The sequence below is a fragment of the Streptococcus sp. A69 genome, from assembly GCF_058556195.1.
The window spans coordinates 22103-39759 of the sequence record NZ_JBZUJU010000003.1; the positions used below are offsets into that span (position 1 = coordinate 22103).

The 17657-nt window shown below is 43.2% G+C and carries 13 protein-coding genes and 1 pseudogene; 7 read left to right on the forward strand and 7 right to left on the reverse strand.

Features of this window, described 5'->3' with window-relative positions; all coding sequences use genetic code 11:
• Positions 1 to 172 precede the first annotated feature (172 nt).
• From AC4ME5_RS07645 to treP, 3 genes are all read right to left on the reverse strand, one after another.
• Positions 173 to 418 (reverse strand): YneF family protein, encoded by a 246-nt coding sequence (locus AC4ME5_RS07645; protein ID WP_000364980.1) that lies wholly within the window; start codon positions 416 to 418, stop codon positions 173 to 175.
• A gap of 265 nt (positions 419 to 683) precedes the next feature.
• Positions 684 to 2309 carry an alpha,alpha-phosphotrehalase gene (gene treC, locus AC4ME5_RS07650; protein WP_491800447.1) on the reverse strand — a complete coding sequence of 542 codons (1626 nt, stop codon included), beginning with the start codon at positions 2307 to 2309 and terminating at the stop codon, positions 684 to 686.
• Positions 2310 to 2372: 63 nt separating this feature from the next.
• Positions 2373 to 4340 carry a PTS system trehalose-specific EIIBC component gene (gene treP / locus AC4ME5_RS07655; RefSeq protein WP_491800448.1) on the reverse strand — a complete coding sequence of 656 codons (1968 nt, stop codon included), beginning with the start codon at positions 4338 to 4340 and terminating at the stop codon, positions 2373 to 2375.
• A gap of 290 nt (positions 4341 to 4630) precedes the next feature.
• On the opposite strand from treP, the gene treR reads away from it, so the two are divergent.
• Both treR and AC4ME5_RS07665 read left to right on the forward strand, forming a co-directional pair.
• Complete coding sequence (gene treR, locus AC4ME5_RS07660) at positions 4631 to 5344, forward strand: trehalose operon repressor (protein ID WP_096422778.1); 714 nt, start codon at positions 4631 to 4633, stop codon at positions 5342 to 5344.
• Between the two features lie 238 nt (positions 5345 to 5582).
• Complete coding sequence (locus tag AC4ME5_RS07665; protein ID WP_491800481.1) at positions 5583 to 10724, forward strand: SIALI-17 repeat-containing surface protein; 5142 nt, start codon at positions 5583 to 5585, stop codon at positions 10722 to 10724.
• A 69-nt stretch (positions 10725 to 10793) separates the two neighbouring features.
• Here AC4ME5_RS07665 and mraY read toward each other — a convergent pair whose 3' ends face one another.
• Genes mraY through rsmH form a run of 4 tightly spaced genes read right to left on the reverse strand, consistent with a single transcriptional unit; the run spans position 10794 to position 15313 of the window.
• Complete coding sequence (gene mraY, locus AC4ME5_RS07670) at positions 10794 to 11774, reverse strand: phospho-N-acetylmuramoyl-pentapeptide-transferase (protein ID WP_491800449.1); 981 nt, start codon at positions 11772 to 11774, stop codon at positions 10794 to 10796.
• A 1-nt stretch (position 11775) separates the two neighbouring features.
• A complete protein-coding gene (pbp2x, locus tag AC4ME5_RS07675; protein WP_491800450.1) occupies positions 11776 to 14031 on the reverse strand; it encodes a penicillin-binding protein PBP2X in 2256 nt (751 codons plus the stop codon).
• A gap of 3 nt (positions 14032 to 14034) precedes the next feature.
• Entirely contained in the window at positions 14035 to 14352 is a 318-nt protein-coding gene (gene ftsL, locus AC4ME5_RS07680; RefSeq protein WP_000840795.1) for a cell division protein FtsL, read from the reverse strand.
• 10 nt (positions 14353 to 14362) lie between these two features.
• Complete coding sequence (gene rsmH / locus AC4ME5_RS07685) at positions 14363 to 15313, reverse strand: 16S rRNA (cytosine(1402)-N(4))-methyltransferase RsmH (protein WP_000159388.1); 951 nt, start codon at positions 15311 to 15313, stop codon at positions 14363 to 14365.
• Positions 15314 to 15475: 162 nt separating this feature from the next.
• Between rsmH and AC4ME5_RS07690 the strand changes: the two genes are divergently transcribed.
• From AC4ME5_RS07690 to AC4ME5_RS07710, 5 genes and pseudogenes are all read left to right on the forward strand, one after another.
• Positions 15476 to 15670, forward strand: a complete 195-nt coding sequence (locus AC4ME5_RS07690; RefSeq protein ID WP_001082470.1) for a helix-turn-helix transcriptional regulator — start codon at positions 15476 to 15478, stop codon at positions 15668 to 15670.
• A 15-nt stretch (positions 15671 to 15685) separates the two neighbouring features.
• A complete protein-coding gene (locus tag AC4ME5_RS07695) occupies positions 15686 to 16228 on the forward strand; it encodes a DUF3278 domain-containing protein (protein WP_491800451.1) in 543 nt (180 codons plus the stop codon).
• 10 nt (positions 16229 to 16238) lie between these two features.
• Positions 16239 to 16582, forward strand: a pseudogene (locus AC4ME5_RS07700) (hypothetical protein).
• Positions 16583 to 16594: 12 nt separating this feature from the next.
• Positions 16595 to 17173, forward strand: coding sequence for a DUF3278 domain-containing protein (locus tag AC4ME5_RS07705; RefSeq protein ID WP_491800452.1), 579 nt, complete (start codon positions 16595 to 16597; stop codon positions 17171 to 17173).
• Positions 17170 to 17646, forward strand: coding sequence for a glutathione peroxidase (locus AC4ME5_RS07710; protein ID WP_491800453.1), 477 nt, complete (start codon positions 17170 to 17172; stop codon positions 17644 to 17646). The genes AC4ME5_RS07705 and AC4ME5_RS07710 overlap by 4 nt, the downstream gene beginning before the upstream one ends.
• The last annotated feature ends 11 nt before the right edge of the window (positions 17647 to 17657 follow it).

A 17657-nucleotide genomic window follows, 5' to 3' on the forward strand; every position in this document is an offset into this window, starting at 1 on the left:
ATAGTTCATCATGATTACTTGTTCTAAATGAACGGATAGACAGCTTGATAGAATGGCAACTGCCTCTCTTAATCATAATCAAATATCAATAGAATGCAAGGAAAAAGTCTTATCCTTGAGAACTATTGAACATAGTGAGAAGTCTGGAACTTTCATCCCAGACTTTTCCTATTTATTTCTTTTTATTGTTAGCAAGGGCTGCTTTTTGTTGGCGGATAATTTGGTGGTAAACTTGTTGTACCTTGGCTTCGCTTGGTTTTTGACCATTTGCACTCAAGAGAGCACGAACTGCCTCAGCGTTCAAACGTGGGTTGTCTGCAAATTCTTTTTCGATTTGCTTACGAACCAAGTACATCCCTCCAAGAGCTCCTCCTAGAAAAGCTAGCACAATCAAGATAATTGCTAAAAGTAAGTCCATTCTTTTTCTCCTGTTTCTTTTTGAGTCTTCTATATTATACCATAAAGTGACTTTCCTGACTAGTTTGTTTTACGCTTTCAAAAAGGGCAATAGGCGACAAAAAAGGAGCTCCTCATTTCGATGAAAGAGAGCTCCTTGCTGCGTTTATGCTCAATAAAAATCAAAGAGCAAACTAGGAAGCTAGCCGCAAGTTGCTCAAAACACTGTTTTGAGGTTGCTGATAGAGCTGACGCGGTTTGAAGAGATTTTCGAAGAGTGAAGAGTACTATTTTACATAAATAGCCAGTGTTTGATAAGGTTTGAGCAGAATTTTTTCAGACACTTCGACATCTTCATAGTTTGAAATCAGAATCTGTCCATTTTGGTAGGCTGCTGATAGCTCAATTTCTACTTCTGTGGCATAAAAGTTATTGAGGACCAGTAACTTTTCATCCTCATACTGACGTTCAAAGGCATAGACTTGCTTACTATCTTCAAAGGCTGGTTTGTAGCTTCCTTCTGAAATGATCGGCATTTCCTTACGAAGTCGAATCAAGTCTTGGTAGAAGATGAAAATTGGGCCTTGGATTTCATTTTCTACGTTGATATGAGGGTAGGATTTTCCTGCCTTCAGCCAAGGAGTTCTTTTTGAGAAACCAGCATTTTCTGAAGCATCCCACTGCATGGGAATGCGTGAATTATCTCGTGACTTGGCCTGGATAATCTGGAAAGCTTCTTGTTCACTTTTCCCTTCTTTTAAGAGCATCTGATAAGCATTGATGGACTCGACATCCACATAGTCAGCCATGGAATCATAGTCTGGGTCAATCATCCCAATTTCCTCACCCATGTAGATATAAGGCGTTCCACGTGACAAGTGAATGCTTGCCGCCAACATAGTCGCCCCTTCGTTTCGGAAATGTTGAATATCAATAAAACGGTTCAAAGCACGAGGTTGGTCGTGATTGTTCCAGAAAAGGGCGCTCCATCCGTTTTTGTCACTCATCTCTTTACCCCAGCTATGATAAAGACTTTTCAACTCTTCAAAATCAAAGGGAGCTCGGGTCCACTTTTGCCCGTCCTTGTAATCTACCTTGAGATGATGGAAATTAAAGGTCATGGATAATTCCTGACGGTCAGGTGACGAATAGAAGACACAGTTCTCCATGGTGGTTGAGGACATTTCCCCAACTGTCATAAAGCTATCGTCTGTTCCAAAAGTGGCTTGGTTCATCATGCGCAAATAGTCATGAACAATAGGCTTGTCTGTGTAAGCTGGCTTTCCTTCATTGTCAGGGCAATCCACTAAGACCTCATCCTTACCAATCAAATTAATCACATCAAATCGGAAACCTTTGACCCCCTTGTCACGCCAGAAATTAACGACCTTGAAAAGCTCTTTGCGGACATTGGGATTGCGCCAATTAAGGTCAGCCTGGGTTTCATCAAAAAGGTGGAGATAGTATTTCCCTGTATCCCCGAAAGGCGCCCAGGCAGAGCCACCAAACTTAGACTGCCAGTCTGTCGGTTGATCTTGGATGAAGAAAAAGTCTTGGTAGTACTTGTCACCAGCCAGGGCTTTCTGAAACCATTCATGCTCGGTCGAACAATGATTGAGCACCATATCTAACATAAAGTCAATCTTGTACTCTTTACCAACACGCACCATCTCTTCAAAATCAGCCATATCACCAAAAAGGGGATTCACAGCCATATAATCTGAAATATCATAACCATTATCCCGTTGAGGACTTGGGTAGAATGGATTGAGCCAGACCATATCCACACCTAGCTTGGCTAGATAGGGGATTTTTTCGATAATCCCACGGAAATCTCCAATGCCATTTTCAGTAGTGTCTTTGTATGATTTTGGATAGATTTGATAGACTACTTTTCGTTTATCAAGTGTCATCTATTTCTCCTTTTCCGATAAAAGGGAGGAACCTGTGTTCCTTCCCTATTTGTGCTATTTTAATTAGATCCGTGTTGCAAGCATGAGCGGTTGACCAGCTTGAATTATCGTCGGATAAGTTCCAGTAATAGTCGCTGTATAAGCATCTTGGTTGGTGATGATAACAGGAGTTTCTGTTACGAGACCCGCAGCCTTGATAGCATCTATATCAAAGCTAATTAGTCTCTGACCAACTGTGACGTGGGCTCCTTGGGCTACATGACTTTCAAATCCTTTGCCATCAAGACCTACTGTATCCATACCGATGTGGATGAGTAATTCCACTCCCTCATCAGAGACAATACCGATGGCATGCTTGGTAGGGAAAAGAACCGTCACTGTCCCATTGACTGGAGAAGTCAACTCACCTTGGCTTGGTTCAATGACTAGACCTTGTCCCATGACACCTGAAGCAAAGACTGGATCAGTTGCTTGACTTAGTTCTTTTACTTGACCAGTCAGTGGGCTAACAATTTCTACTGGAGTAAGTTCTACTGGTTCATGACTGACAAATTCTGCTTCTTCTTGGGCAACGAATTCTGCTTGCAAGGCTGTATCGTCCTCTGTTTTTGTAAAGAAACCTGCCTTACGGAAGAAGAAAGTCATGAGCATTGGTACAACAATAGCGACTAACATAGTTCCTGCAAATGGAAGCATGTATTGTGGTTGAATAGAAAGAATACCTGGCAATCCACCGATACCGATAGAAGCAGCAGTCACGTTAAATGTCACAGAAAGCATACCTGCAAGAGCAGAACCAATCATCCCAGCTACAAATGGATAGATGTATTTGACATTGACCCCAAAGAGGGCTGGTTCTGTAACACCGAGATATGCTGAAATGGTTGCAGGAAGTGAAATTTGAGCCTCACGCTCATCATGACGGTGCATGAAATAATAGGCAAATACGGCAGAACCTTGGGCAATATTGGAAAGAGCAATCATTGGCCAGAGGGCAGTTCCGCCGGCATCCGCAATCAATTGTGTGTCGATGGCATTGGTCATATGGTGCAAACCAGTGATGACAAATGGAGCGTAGAGGGCACCAAATATCGCGCCAAAGAGCCATTTAACAGGACCAGTTAATCCTGCCAAGACAACTGATGAAAGTCCTTGACCAATTGTCCAACCGATTGGCCCCAAGACAGTATGAGCCAAAATCAAAGCTGGAATTAAAGACAAGAAAGGTACAAAAATCATGGAAATCACTTCTGGGATATGCTTGCGCCAGAAGATTTCTAGATAAGATAGACTCAAACCTGCAAGCAAGGCTGGGATAACTTGGGCTTGGTAACCGATACGATTAACAGTGAAGTATCCAAAATTCCAAACCCAGTTTGCTGCAATCTCTTCTGTTGAAGTAGAAGCAACCGCATAGGCATTGAGCAACTGAGGCGATACCAAACAGATCCCGAGCACAATTCCCAAGATTTGGCTGGTTCCCATCTTACGAGAAACAGACCAAGTAATCCCTACAGGTAGGAACTGGAAGATAGCTTCACCCGGCAACCAGAGGAAGTGATTAACCCCTGCCCAAAACTGAGAGGATTCTGTGATGGTCTTGCCATCCAACATCGACCAATGGACACCTTCCAAGACATTACGGAATCCGAGGATCAGTCCTCCGACAATCAAGGCTGGAATAATCGGAGTAAAAATCTCCGCTAGAGTGGTCATGACACGTTGGACAATATTTTGATTGCTCTTAGCTGCCGACTTGGCTGCTTCTTTAGAAACACCCTCAATGCCTGAAACAGCCGTAAAGTCATTATAGAATATTGGCACGTCATTTCCAATGATTACCTGAAATTGACCTGCATTTGTAAAGGTTCCTTTAACAGCTGGAATTGACTCGATAGCTTTAACATTAGCCTTCTTATCATCTCCTAGAACAAACCGCAACCGTGTCGCACAGTGGGTTACGGCAGTGACATTCTCCTTACCTCCGATTGCTTGAAGCAGATCTTTGGCTTCTTGTTCAAATTTTCCCATTTGATTCTCCTTATACTTGTCAAAGCATGCTTGACTTGATAGTTCTATTGTAAACGATACCAAACTTGTATGCAACTTGTTTGGTATAAATAGAGGATTTTTTTGTAAAATTTCGTACACTTGTATGGTAAAATAGATACAAGTATGTATAGAATAAGACTCAAAACCCATTTAATACTCAATGAAAACCAAAGAACAAACTAGGAAGCTAGCCGCAAGCTGTACTTGAGTACGGTAAGGCGACGCTGACGTGGTTTGAATTTGATTTTCGAAGAGTATAAGGAAGCAAGATGAAGAAATACCAACAATTATTTAAGCAAATACAAGAAAACATTCAAAATGAGACTTACGCTATCGGAGAGTTCCTTCCTAGTGAGCACGACCTCATGAACCAATATCAAGTGAGTCGTGATACTGTCCGAAGGGCTCTTTCCTTACTCCAAGAGGAAGGATTGATCAAAAAGATAAAAGGGCAAGGTTCTCAAGTCGTCAAAGAAGAAACGGTCAATTTCCCTGTCTCCAACCTAACCAGCTACCAAGAACTGGTCCAGGAACTTGGACTTCGCTCTAAGACTAATGTCGTCAGTCTGGACAAGATCATTATCGATAAAAAGTCCTCACTGATAACCGGCTTTCCAGAGTTTAGGATGGTGTGGAAGGTGGTCCGCCAGCGTGTGGTGGATGACCTAGTATCGGTTCTGGATACGGACTATCTGGATATGGAACTAATCCCAAATGTCACTCGCCAAATTGCTGAGCATTCTATCTATTCTTATATAGAGGATGACCTCAAACTTCTTATTGATTATGCTCAAAAGGAAATCACTATCGATCATAGTAACGATAGGGACAAGATTCTCATGGACATAGGTAAAGACCCTTATGTCGTTTCAATCAAGTCAAAAGTCTATCTCCAAGACGGGCGCCAGTTTCAGTTCACCGAAAGTCGCCATAAATTAGAAAAATTTCACTTTGTTGACTTTGCCAAAAGGCATCCGAAATAAACACTTACAGTTGGGGATACTCTCAACCGTTTTTTGGTAATAAATGATCTTCTAGTTGATCATTGGAAAAGAGTGACTCTATCCTGCTTATTCTACTATTTTAAGAAAAAGCAATCTCAAATATGTTTTTCACTAGAAACCTCTTGACAAATAATAGGTAATCAGTAGAATGGGATTTAAATAGAAAAAATATAGGGCTTTGTTTTACAAAATATAAACGGTTCCAAAACAAATAGAAATTTCTAGGGAGAAAATATTTTGGGAGAAATCCTGTCGCTATAGCATCTGCAAACTAACGGTTGGGACTGCTTCTGTTTTGCTGGGGGCTGTTTTTCTATCTAGTCATACAGTCTCAGCTGATGGTATTGAAGTACAACAAAATGCCCCAAGTATTGTCGAGACTACTATTAAACCTGATAGTGGATCAGAGCAGATTGAACCGACTGAGACCACTAAACCAGCTCTAGTTGAGAAGTCAGATGTCGAAAGCAATCCTGCTGAAAGTAAACCTGCTGAGACTCCACAAGCTACAAATAGCCAAACTAGTGCTGAGGCTATTGTTGAATCAAACGAAAACAAGGAGAATGAAAATACCGAGCTACCCGTGACAAAGCAAGAAAACTACCAACTCAACTACGATCAACCAACAGCTCCCTCTTATGATGGATGGGAAAAACAAACCCTTCCAGTTGGGAATGGTGAGATGGGAGCTAAGGTCTTTGGTCTAATCGGTGAAGAAAGAATCCAGTATAACGAAAAGACCCTCTTGTCAGGAGGTCCCCAGCCTGATAGCACCGACTATAATGGTGGGAACTACAAGGATCGCTACAAGGTCTTGGCAGAAATTCGTAAGGCTCTCGAAGATGGTGACCGCCAAAAAGCCAAACAACTGGCTGAACAAAATTTAGTTGGGCCAAATAATGCCCAGTATGGACGTTACCTAGCCTTTGGTGATATCTTCATGGTCTTTAACAATCAGAAGAAAGGCCTGGATACCGTAACAGATTATCACCGTGGTTTGGATATCACGGAAGCCACTACGACTACTTCTTACACTCAAGATGGGACGACCTTCAAACGTGAAACCTTCTCCAGCTATCCTGATGATGTCACCGTGACCCACTTGACTAAAAAAGGAAACAAGACGCTTGACTTTACTCTTTGGAACAGCTTGACTGAGGATTTGCTTGCTAATGGTGATTACTCTTGGGAATATTCCAACTATAAGAACGGACATGTTACTACAGATGAACATGGAATCCTTCTAAAAGGAACTGTCAAAGATAACGGCCTCAAATTTGCATCCTATCTAGGAATTAAAACAGACGGAAAGGTGACTGTTCAAAATGAGACTCTAACCGTTACAGGTGCAAGCTATGCAACCCTCTATCTCAGCGCCAAGACAAACTTTGCTCAGAATCCAAAAACCAACTATCGAAAAGACATTGACCTCGAAAAAACGGTTAAAGGGATTGTAGAAGCCGCTAAGGCCAAAGACTACGAGACACTTAAAAAGGACCATATCAAGGATTATCAAAGTCTCTTTAATCGTGTTAAACTAAATCTAGGTGGAAGCAAGACTGCTCAAACGACAAAAGAGGCCCTTCAAAGCTATAACCCTAGCAAAGGGCAAAAGCTGGAAGAACTCTTCTTCCAATATGGTCGTTATCTATTGATTAGTTCGTCTCGTGATAAGACGGATGCCCTTCCTGCCAACCTACAGGGAGTCTGGAATGCTGTAGACAATCCACCTTGGAACGCTGACTACCACCTCAATGTCAATTTGCAAATGAACTATTGGCCAGCCTACATGAGCAACCTTGCTGAAACTGCCAAGCCAATGATCAATTATATTGACGACATGCGCTATTATGGTCGTATCGCTGCCAAAGAATACGCTGGTATCGAATCCAAAGACGGGCAAGAAAATGGTTGGCTGGTCCACACTCAAGCAACACCATTTGGCTGGACTACTCCGGGTTGGAATTATTACTGGGGTTGGTCGCCAGCAGCTAATGCCTGGATGATGCAGAACGTCTATGACTACTATAAATTCACCAAGGATGAGACTTATCTCAAAGAGAAGATTTATCCAATGCTCAAGGAAACCGCTAAGTTCTGGAACTCCTTCTTGCACTATGACAAGGCCAGCGACCGTTGGGTATCTTCTCCATCCTACTCACCAGAACACGGGACCATCACGATTGGAAATACCTTTGACCAGTCGCTAGTCTGGCAGCTCTTCCACGACTACATGGAGGTCGCCAACCATCTGAAAGTCGACCAAGACTTAGTCACAGAGGTCAAGGCTAAATTTGACAAACTAAAACCACTTCACATCAATAAAGAGGGACGCATAAAGGAATGGTACGAGGAGGACAGTCCGCAATTCACCAATGAAGGGATTGAAAATCACCACCGTCACGTTTCCCATCTAGTTGGTCTCTTCCCAGGTACGCTCTTTAGCAAGGACCAGGCTGAATACCTAGAAGCTGCGCGTGCTACCTTGAACCACCGTGGAGATGGTGGTACTGGTTGGTCTAAGGCCAATAAAATCAACCTCTGGGCTCGTTTGCTGGACGGTAACCGTGCCCATCGCTTGCTCGCTGAACAGCTCAAGTATTCAACCCTAGAAAACCTTTGGGATACCCACGCGCCTTTCCAAATAGACGGAAACTTTGGAGCAACCAGTGGGATGGCAGAAATGCTCCTCCAATCTCATACAGGCTATATTGCGCCATTGCCAGCCCTTCCTGATGCTTGGAAAGACGGTCAGGTTTCTGGTTTGGTTGCCCGTGGTAACTTTGAAGTTAGCATGAAGTGGAAAGATAAAAACCTGCAAAGCTTGTCCTTCCTTTCAAATGTCGGTGGAGACTTGGTTGTAGACTATCCAAATATCGAAGCCAGCCAAATCAAGGTCAATGGCAAACCAGTCAAAGCAACGATTCTCAAAAACAATCGCATCCAACTGGCAACACAAAAAGGTGACGTCATTACCTTTGAACACTTCCCTGGTCGTGTAACCAGTCTGACAGCCGTTCGACAAAATGGAGTCACTGCTGAACTTACATTTAACCAAGTAGAAGGCGCTACCCACTATGTCATCCAAAGACAAGTGAAAGACGCGTCTGGCCAAGCCTCTGCAACTAGAGAATTTGTAACCAATCAAACCCACTTTATTGACCGATCACTAGACCCTCAACATGCCTACACCTATACTGTCAAGGCGATGCTGGGCGAAGTTTCCACACAAGTATCTGAACAGGCCACTGTCGAAACCTACAGCGAGTTGATGGACGACCGAGATAACCGTATCCAGTACGGAGCCGCCTTTGGAAACTGGGCAGATTCAGAATTATTTGGAGGAACAGAAAAATTTGCTGACCTTTCAAAAGGTGACTACACAGACGAAGATATCACTGCAACTATTCCTTTCACTGGTGTTGGCATCGAAATCTATGGACTAAAATCATCTGAACTAGGTCTTGCCACTGCTAAAATTGATGGAAAAGAGATCGGCGAGCTTGATTTCCACACTGCTGGGGCAACTGAAAAAGGTAGCCTCATCGGTCGCTTCACAGGATTATCAGACGGACCACATACATTGACTCTTCGTGTTAAACGTGAGCATAAAGGACGTGGAAGTGAACGCTCGAAAATTTCCTTAGACTACTTCAAGATCCTATCTGGAAAAGGAAGTACGATTGAAAAAATGGATGACCGTGATTCGCGCATCCAGTATGGTCCCCAGTTTAAGGACTGGTCTGACCCTGAACTCTACGGAGGTACGGAAAAATACGCTGACATCAACAACAGCGACTCTAGCGTAGCTTCAGAAGCTCAGGCAACCATTACCTTCACAGGAACAGGCATTCGTATCTATGGTTTGAAGAGCCTTGCCCTTGGACGAGCACGTGTTACACTAGATGGCAAAGAAATGCCAAGTCTAGACTTCTACACTTCAGGTGCAACTGAAAAGAGAGCTTTTATTGGCGAATTTACAAACCTTACTGACGGTCCGCACACCTTGACATTACAAGTTGACCCAGATTCGCCAGAAGGTCGCAAGAAAATCTCTCTAGACTCCTTTGATATCATCAAAGCACCTGCTGTTGGTCTAGATAGCCCAAGTATCGCTCCTCTCAAGGAAAATGACAAAGAAATTTCCTTAACCCTACCATCTGGAGACTGGGAAGCCATCGCTGTAACCTTCCCTGGTCTCAAAGATCCTCTGGTATTACGCAAAGTGGACCAAACGCATCTGGTTACAAGTGGGGATCAGACCGTGCTATCAATCCAAGACAATCAAGTTCAAATCCCAATCCCTGAAGCTACTGATCGACAAACTGGAAAAGCGATTGAAGCTTATGCCATTCAAGAAACTACCACAAGTAGCCCTGTCGTAGCTGTCTTTACTAAAAAAGATGAGAAGAAGGTTGACGAGAGCCAGCCAACTACAAGTAAGGGAGACGAACCAGCTCCTACTCTTGAAATTCCGGAATACACCGAGCCTATCGGGACTGCAGGACAAGAAGAGCCACCTACTGTTGAAATTCCGGAATACACCAACCCTATCGAAACTGTCGGAGAACAAGAAGCTCCTACTGTTGACATTCCGGAATACACCGAACCTATCGGAACTGTGGGAGAACAAGAAGCTCCTACTGTTGAAAAACCTGAATACACCATCCCTATCGGAACGGCTGGTCAAGAGGAAGCTCCTACTGTTGAAAAACCTGAATACAATAAACCTATCGGAACTAGCGGAGATCAGGCTGCTCCAACCCTTAGCCTTCCTGACTATCCAGTTCAAGTCTTGAAAGATAAGGAAACTGGAGTAGAAATCATTGGTGGAGCCAGCAACTTAGAGGGAATTTCTCACGTTTCTAGCCGACATGTCCTAGCTCAGGAACTCTTTGGCAAGACCTATGATGCTTACGACCTACAGCTTAAAAATCCAACCGATCATAGCTTGCAGCCAAAAAGCTCTGTCTTAGTTCGCTTGCCTATTTCAGCTAACGTAGAAAAGGTCTACTATATTACTCCGACCAAGGAGTTGCAAGCCCTTGATTTCACCGTTCGAGACGGAAAGGTAGAATTCATCACTAATCATTTCAGTACCTATGCTGTCGTCTATCAAGCTACTGGAACAAGCTCTAACACAGAGGAAAGACCAAGTGCTTCAGATGCAGAAACCTCAGCACACGAGGCTGAACAATTTCCAGCTAGTCCGAGCCTTGCTAAAACTGGAAATCATTCTCCTAAAGAAGAACTTCCAGCGACAGGAGAAGCGTCCAACCCACTCCTCTTCTTAGCAGGCCTTAGCCTAGCCCTCACAGCCACTTTTATGTTAAATGGAAGAAAGGATGAATCCAACTAACTTTTAACATCACAAAAACAGGATGAAGATCACCTTCATCCTGTTTTATTTTATCATCAAAACTTAGTTTTACAGTAGGTACAAAAAGGCTAGGGTCAAGAGACTTGCTAGGAGCCCAACTCCCCAAAAGAAGAAGTCAACCTTCCACTCACTCCAAGGATTGCCCTTGCCTGAGAATCCTCCAAGTTCAAAATGGTGGTGGACAGGCGTCATACGGAAAATACGCTTCCCACCACTAAGTTTGAAGTAGGTAACCTGCATCATAACAGAGCTTGTCTCAAAGACATAGATAATCCCAATCAACAAAAGGGTCCATTCTTGGTGGAGGGCCATAGAGATTGCTGCCAGCATCCCACCTAAAGCCAAACTTCCTACATCTCCCATGAAAACCTTGGCAGGCTTGTGATTAAAGACGAAGAAACCTAACAAACCACCAATCATGGCAAGAATCACAAGAAGGATATCCAGTTGATTTTGTACATAAGCAATCACACCGTAGGCCAATAAGCTAATCACTACGGAAATACTTGCTAAGCCGTCGATCCCGTCCGTCAGATTCACCGCATTTGAAAAGCCAACTAGCCAGAAAAGGGCAAAGAAGATATAGAAAATACCCAGATGTACTTGGTAGCCAAAGACTGAAAGCATGTCGCCACCACGCTCATAAAAGAGGTAGAAAATCACTCCTCCAAGGAGTTGGAGAGCAAGCTTTTGCTTAGGATTCAAGCCTTCGTTGATCTTACGAAATACCTTGAGGAAATCATCCAAAAAACCTACCAAACCATACAAAACCAAGATAAACAAAATCATGCCGACATTGTTGGTCAATTGTTGGGTAAAGAGAGCGACAAGGAAGCTCACAACAACTGCAACGATCAGGAAGACAAGACCTCCCATGGTTGGAGTTCCAGCTTTAGCTTGGTGTTGCTTGACATCCTCGTGCATCTGCTGACCTGTAATCTGTGCTTTTCGATAAAATCGGATAAAGGCTGGAATACCTATCAAGGTCAATAGAAAGGCTAGAACTCCAGCACTAATGGAACTAATCATCTTAATCTCCTAAAGTTATTTTCATTTTTTTAATGTCTTTAAGGGCTGTATTGGCACGGACACTTTGTTTCTTGACCGTTTTGCCACTACCTTCCCACTCGACTTCTATATTCAGCCATTTGGCAAATGTTTGCACATTTTCATCTGTCCAGCCATACATATCAGGCATTTCTTCGACCTTATCTGACAGGATCAAGATTTGCTGATTGGCTTCCAAATTATCTCCTTCAGAAACCGAGAGTTCCTTGATCTTGGTTCCTGTTCCGATAACGATTGGTTGGACAAGGTTACGACGCAATTCCTCTGCTAGGTCTCCCGGAGTAAAGTCCTTGGTAGCTGGCATGGCATAGCTTGTCGTCTTGCTGACCTGATCTAAGCTCTTGGCAGTTGACTGAAGATTGAGGGATTCTTTCATAGCAGAAGCTCGCTCAAGGATTGGGTTGGCAAACTCTCCTAGCTGAACGCCTGAATAATGCTCTGGCTGTTGCACCGTCACATAGAGGATAAAGTCAGGATTTTCTGCAGGATGCATCGACACAACGGAGAAGATATAGTTGGTTTCACCTGTTAGGTAGCCCCCATTCTTCTCATCGGCAATCTGAGCAGTCCCTGATTTGAGGGCAACATTCTGACCCGTAACATTGACATTAGGCTTTCCTGTACTGTGGTTGTACATGATACCGTAGACAGGATCTGTTCCGACCATGACCATGTGATCCCGAGTAGAGGACGCTGCCGCTTTTGATACAGGATTTCCGACGATTTCCTTTTGAGACTTACGAACAGACTGGTCATTTGGGTCATAGAGGGCGCTGATAAATTTCGGCTCCAACATAACTCCATCATTGGCGATGGCTGTAAAGGCACGAAGCATCTGAGTCTGGGTGACAGAGATCCCTTGTCCAAATGCACTCATGGCGATATCGACAATGTTATCAGCAGGTAATTGACCTGTGTACTCGTCTGTCAAACCAAAACGGGTCGGTACCCCAAACTTAAAACGGTTGAGGTAGTCCAGCCAAGTTGCATCTCCCATCTTTTGCTCAAGCAAGGTCATTCCGATATTAGTTGAGTGGGCAAAACCTTGGGAGAAGGTCATGGTGCCACCACTAGTCAACCCTGCATTGACGTCCCAGTCTCGAATGGTCACATCTGCTAGTTTCAATTCACTACTGTTAAAGTATTCGCCACCAGGGAAGGTATTGTTATCAATGGCTGAGGCCAACATCATCACCTTCATGGTCGATCCTGGCTCATAGTTACTTTGATAGAGGATATCACGCCAGACAAAGTCTTTTGTGATGCCATCCTTGGTATCGGCATTGAAGGTTGGCCGTTGAGTTGTAGCCAGGATTTCCCCTGTCTTAGCGCTGACCAAGGTAGCCGTCATATACTTGCCTTTTACCTTTTCCTGAAAGACATCCATCTGGGTTTCCATAAAGGATTGTAAGGGACTAGAAAGGGTTGTGTAGACATCCTTTCCATCTACCGTTTGTTGAGAAGCTTGATCTGTACCCGGAACAATATTTCCCAGACGATCCTTCTCATAGGTAATGATCCCATCTGTACCTGCGAGAATGTTATTTAAAGAACTCTCCAATCCAGATGTCCCAATCAAACGTTTGGTGCCATCCTCATTTTCATGGAGTTGCGCTAAACCGATAAAGGAAGAAGCAAACTGTCCATTGGGATAACTGCGGTTAGGGCTAGTTGTAAAGTCAACTCCCTCAACACCAGCAGTTTTGAGGTCATTTTTAATAGCCATCATATTGGCATAGGTGATCCCATTTCCCTTGGTACCAAAAGATACCTGTTTCAGATCTGGTTGAGAAAGCTGTTCTTTGACATAGGACTCTTCCATATCCAGATACTTATGGAAAATTTCAGCTACCTTATTAAATTGAGAATCCTCTACATAGAGAATTTTGCCTGTTGCTGACTTGTAGGTCTTGTCAATAACGGCATAGATATTATAAGAAGTCGCATCCTCAGCAATAGGCGTTCCATTACGATCGTAGATGGTTCCCCGTTTTGCAGGAATCGTCTTGGTTGTTTGATGGACCTTGTTTGCTTCTTGAACCAAGTCCTTACCAAATTTTTTACCCGTTCCGATAATGACCGCAAAGTTGACCAAAAAGACAGCGAAGAGTATGACAGCCAATAAACTCAGGCTTTTCCCTACTCTTCGGCGGTTTTCTTCTGGAGATTTGCGATTACGAACGGCATAACGGATGATTTTTTCTTTCCACTGTTTCATATCTTACTCCGCCGCTCGGATATTTTCGTTATTCAGCTGCAAATCCTTAGAGTTTGCAATCTCTTTCAAACGTTCTGAACGAATCAATTCATTGACCTCTTGCTTGGCATCGTCGAGCTCTGTTTTCTTTTCCTCGATTTGAGCATTAACCTTGGTCAATTCATTCTGAACTTGTAATAGCTTGGTTTGCATAAACACAACGCTAATTGCCAAGATAATCATTGTTGCAGCAATCGAAACATAGAAGGCCTTTTCCACACGTGAAAAACCTTTAAACTTCGTTTGCAATAACTGGCTTGTTTTTTCGATTCTTTCTGCCATGTTTTTCCTCTTACTTGTGAATTTTTCTAGCCACGCGCAACTTGGCTGAATGCGAACGATTGTTGGCTTCTAGCTCTTCAGCACTTGGCAAGATTGGCTTGCGGGATACCAATTCCATCTTGGGCTTAAGGTCATCTGGAATGAAGGGCAAGCCTTTGGGAACTTCCACTGTTGAAGCTTCCTTGAATAATTGCTTGGTCAAGCGGTCTTCCAGCGAATGGAAGGTAATGACCGAGATTCTCCCATCTAGAGCCAGCATGTCCATGGCCTGCTGGATGGATTCATCTGCAGCGCCCAGCTCATCATTGACTTCGATTCGGATAGCCTGGAAAATCTGCTTGGCAGGGTGCCCCTTTTTCTTGAGCTCCTTGGCAGGCTTGGCCGACTTGATAATCTCTGCCAACTCCGTCGTTGTCTCAATTGGTTTCACCTCACGCGCTTGCTCAATCTTACGAGCAATCTGTTTAGAAAACTTATCCTCACCATACTTGAAAAAGATCCGAACCAGGTCATGATAGTCATAATGATTGACCACCTCATAGGCCGTCAGACTAGCTTCCTGATTCATCCGCATATCCAGTGGCGCATCCTTTTTATAAGAAAAGCCACGCTCACGCTGATCCAGCTGAGGACTGGACACCCCTAAGTCATAACAAATTCCATCAATTTCCTGGACACCAGCCTCCTGCAAACGTGCCTGCAAATGACGGAAGTTATCCTTGATAAAGGTTACCATCCCCTTTTCGATATAGGGTGCCAAACGTTTTTGCGCATTGTCAATGGCATTCTGGTCCTGGTCAAAGGCATAGAGATGCCCTTTTTCGCTCAATTTACTTAATAAATATTCGCTATGGCCTGCTCCGCCCAAAGTCGCATCAACGTAGATACCGTCAGGTTTTACGTCAAGCATATCAATCGTTTCATGAAGCAAGACCGTTACATGATGAAATTCTTTTGTCATATCCTATCTATTTTACCACAAATCTGACCAGCTTGCACTTGTCAGACAAGGCTAAGTTTCTTCGAAAATAATTCTCAAAAATATGTCATATATACTTGACATCTCATCTCCAAAAGAATATAATGTAGTCAAATATATACGACATACCAGAAAGGAGACCCTATGAATCGTGTGAAAGAATTCCGCAAGGAACTGGGCATTTCTCAGCTCGAGCTCGCCAAAGATATCGGTGTCTCGAGACAGACCATCAACATGATTGAAAACGACAAGTACAATCCAACCCTGGAACTCTGTCTCAACCTCGCCCGCAGCCTCCAAACTGACCTCAATAGCCTCTTTTGGGAAGACGATTTTTAAAAAAGGAGCAAACAAATGAAAAAAGAAACTCTCACTGAAAAACTCATCAAACGCATATACGGTATTTCTGGTCCCCTTGACGAACACAAACGGCGCGAGGCCGATCGTATCGGGAATCAGGTCTTTATCGTTCTCTTTTATCTGATGACATTTGGCAATCTTATCCCGCTCGTTCTTGCCTATAAATACCCGCAAATTGTCGCTATCGGCTATCCTCTCGTGGTGTTTGGTATTTCGATGATGGCTGCCCTCTATGTAGTCTCTCAAACCAAGAAAACGGGCATCACAGCCATTGATCCCGAAATGCTAAGTAAGAAAGAAAGTAAACAGCTACATTTTCCTGGTCTAAAAGCTGGTCTGATCTATGGAATAGCGATATTTTTTATAATGCCACTCATCGATACCTTAACCAGTGAAAATCCAAATTTCATCAGTTCTCTTCTGAATTCAAAACATATTTTAAAAACGATACTGGGAGCGTTCTTTTTTGGACTGATGATGCAAATTGTTGTCTCTCTTCGCATTCAAAAAGCCAAGAAAGACCAAGAAGACGACTAGGAGGTTCCTTATGAAATCACTAGCTAAACTACTGAACAGTCATGTTTTTATCAGTATCTTTGTTACCTTTTTCCTACTTTCTGGACATATTGAGCATCCTTTCTTGATTATCTTTCTTTTATTCCTTCCTGTATTGAACAAGGGACAGAGATTCCAGAGAAAATCCAATCAAAAAAAATACGTCTTCTAAACGCATCTCTCTGTTTTATCCTCGTATCCTTTCCACAACTTTTAACAAATCCTATGGATTGGAGATACCTGGTATTTCTAATAATCTGTATCATTTTTAGTTTGGTTTACTTCTATACTCTCTATCAACTCTTTAAAGAAGTCAATCAAAAATCGCTCATTTAGGAGGTTACTCCCATGAAAAAAGAAGATTTCACCACTCGCTTACTTAAACTATTCTTTCACATACAAGGGCCTTTTGATGAATGCCGTCAAGAGATGATTTACAAGGCTTGTGCTCGTGCCTTGATCCAAATCGTTTACTCCTCCCTCCTACTCTTCTTGTTCTATCTCCTATTTGGACGCTTCATAGAGTTGGTTCGAGATGCCACGCCCTACCTCTATTTTGGACTTATCTTCGTCCTCTCATCTAGGGCGAGACTAGCAGTTCGCAACTTACATTTAGACAAGGATGACCTGTCCGAAATCCATCACAAAAGCTACAGCAAAAGCCAGATTAACCTTCGTAGTTGGGGCGTATTTATCAGTATTCCAATTGGCTTGTTTGTCTTATCAGCCTTTCACAAACTCTTTGTTCAGCATCTCCCCCTCAATACCTTTTGGGACAACCTCTCCCAGTTCGATAAAACGCTCCCTTTACTAGTCTTAGGTTTGGGAATTGGTGCCATCTTTGGAACCATGACCTGCGCCTTTTTATCGGAACACGAAATGAAACACTCTGAATCAGGAAGGCAGAAGGAGAATATAGAAAAATGACTAGTATATATGATTTTTCCGTTTTAAACCAAAATAACCAAGCAACTCCCCTGGAGAGCTATCGTGGCAAAGTTCTCTTGATTGTCAATACTACTACTGGATGTGGTTTAACACCCCAGTACCAGGGACTTCAAGAACTCTATGAACGCTATCAAGATAAGAGCTTTGAAATCCTAGATTTCCCTTGCAATCAATTTATGGGACAGGCACCCGGCAGCGCAGAGGAAATCAATAGCTTCTGCAGCCTACACTATCAGACAACTTTCCCTCGCTTTGCCAAGATCAAGGTCAACGGCAAGGAAGCAGATCCTCTTTATGTTTGGCTAAAAGACAAGAAAGCTGGTCCTCTAGGAAAACGAATCGAATGGAATTTTGCTAAGTTTCTCATTAGCCGAGATGGGCAAGTACTTGAGCGCTTCTCTTCCAAAACAGACCCCCAAACCATCCAAGAGTCTCTCCAAAAAATACTCTAATTTCTTTTTAA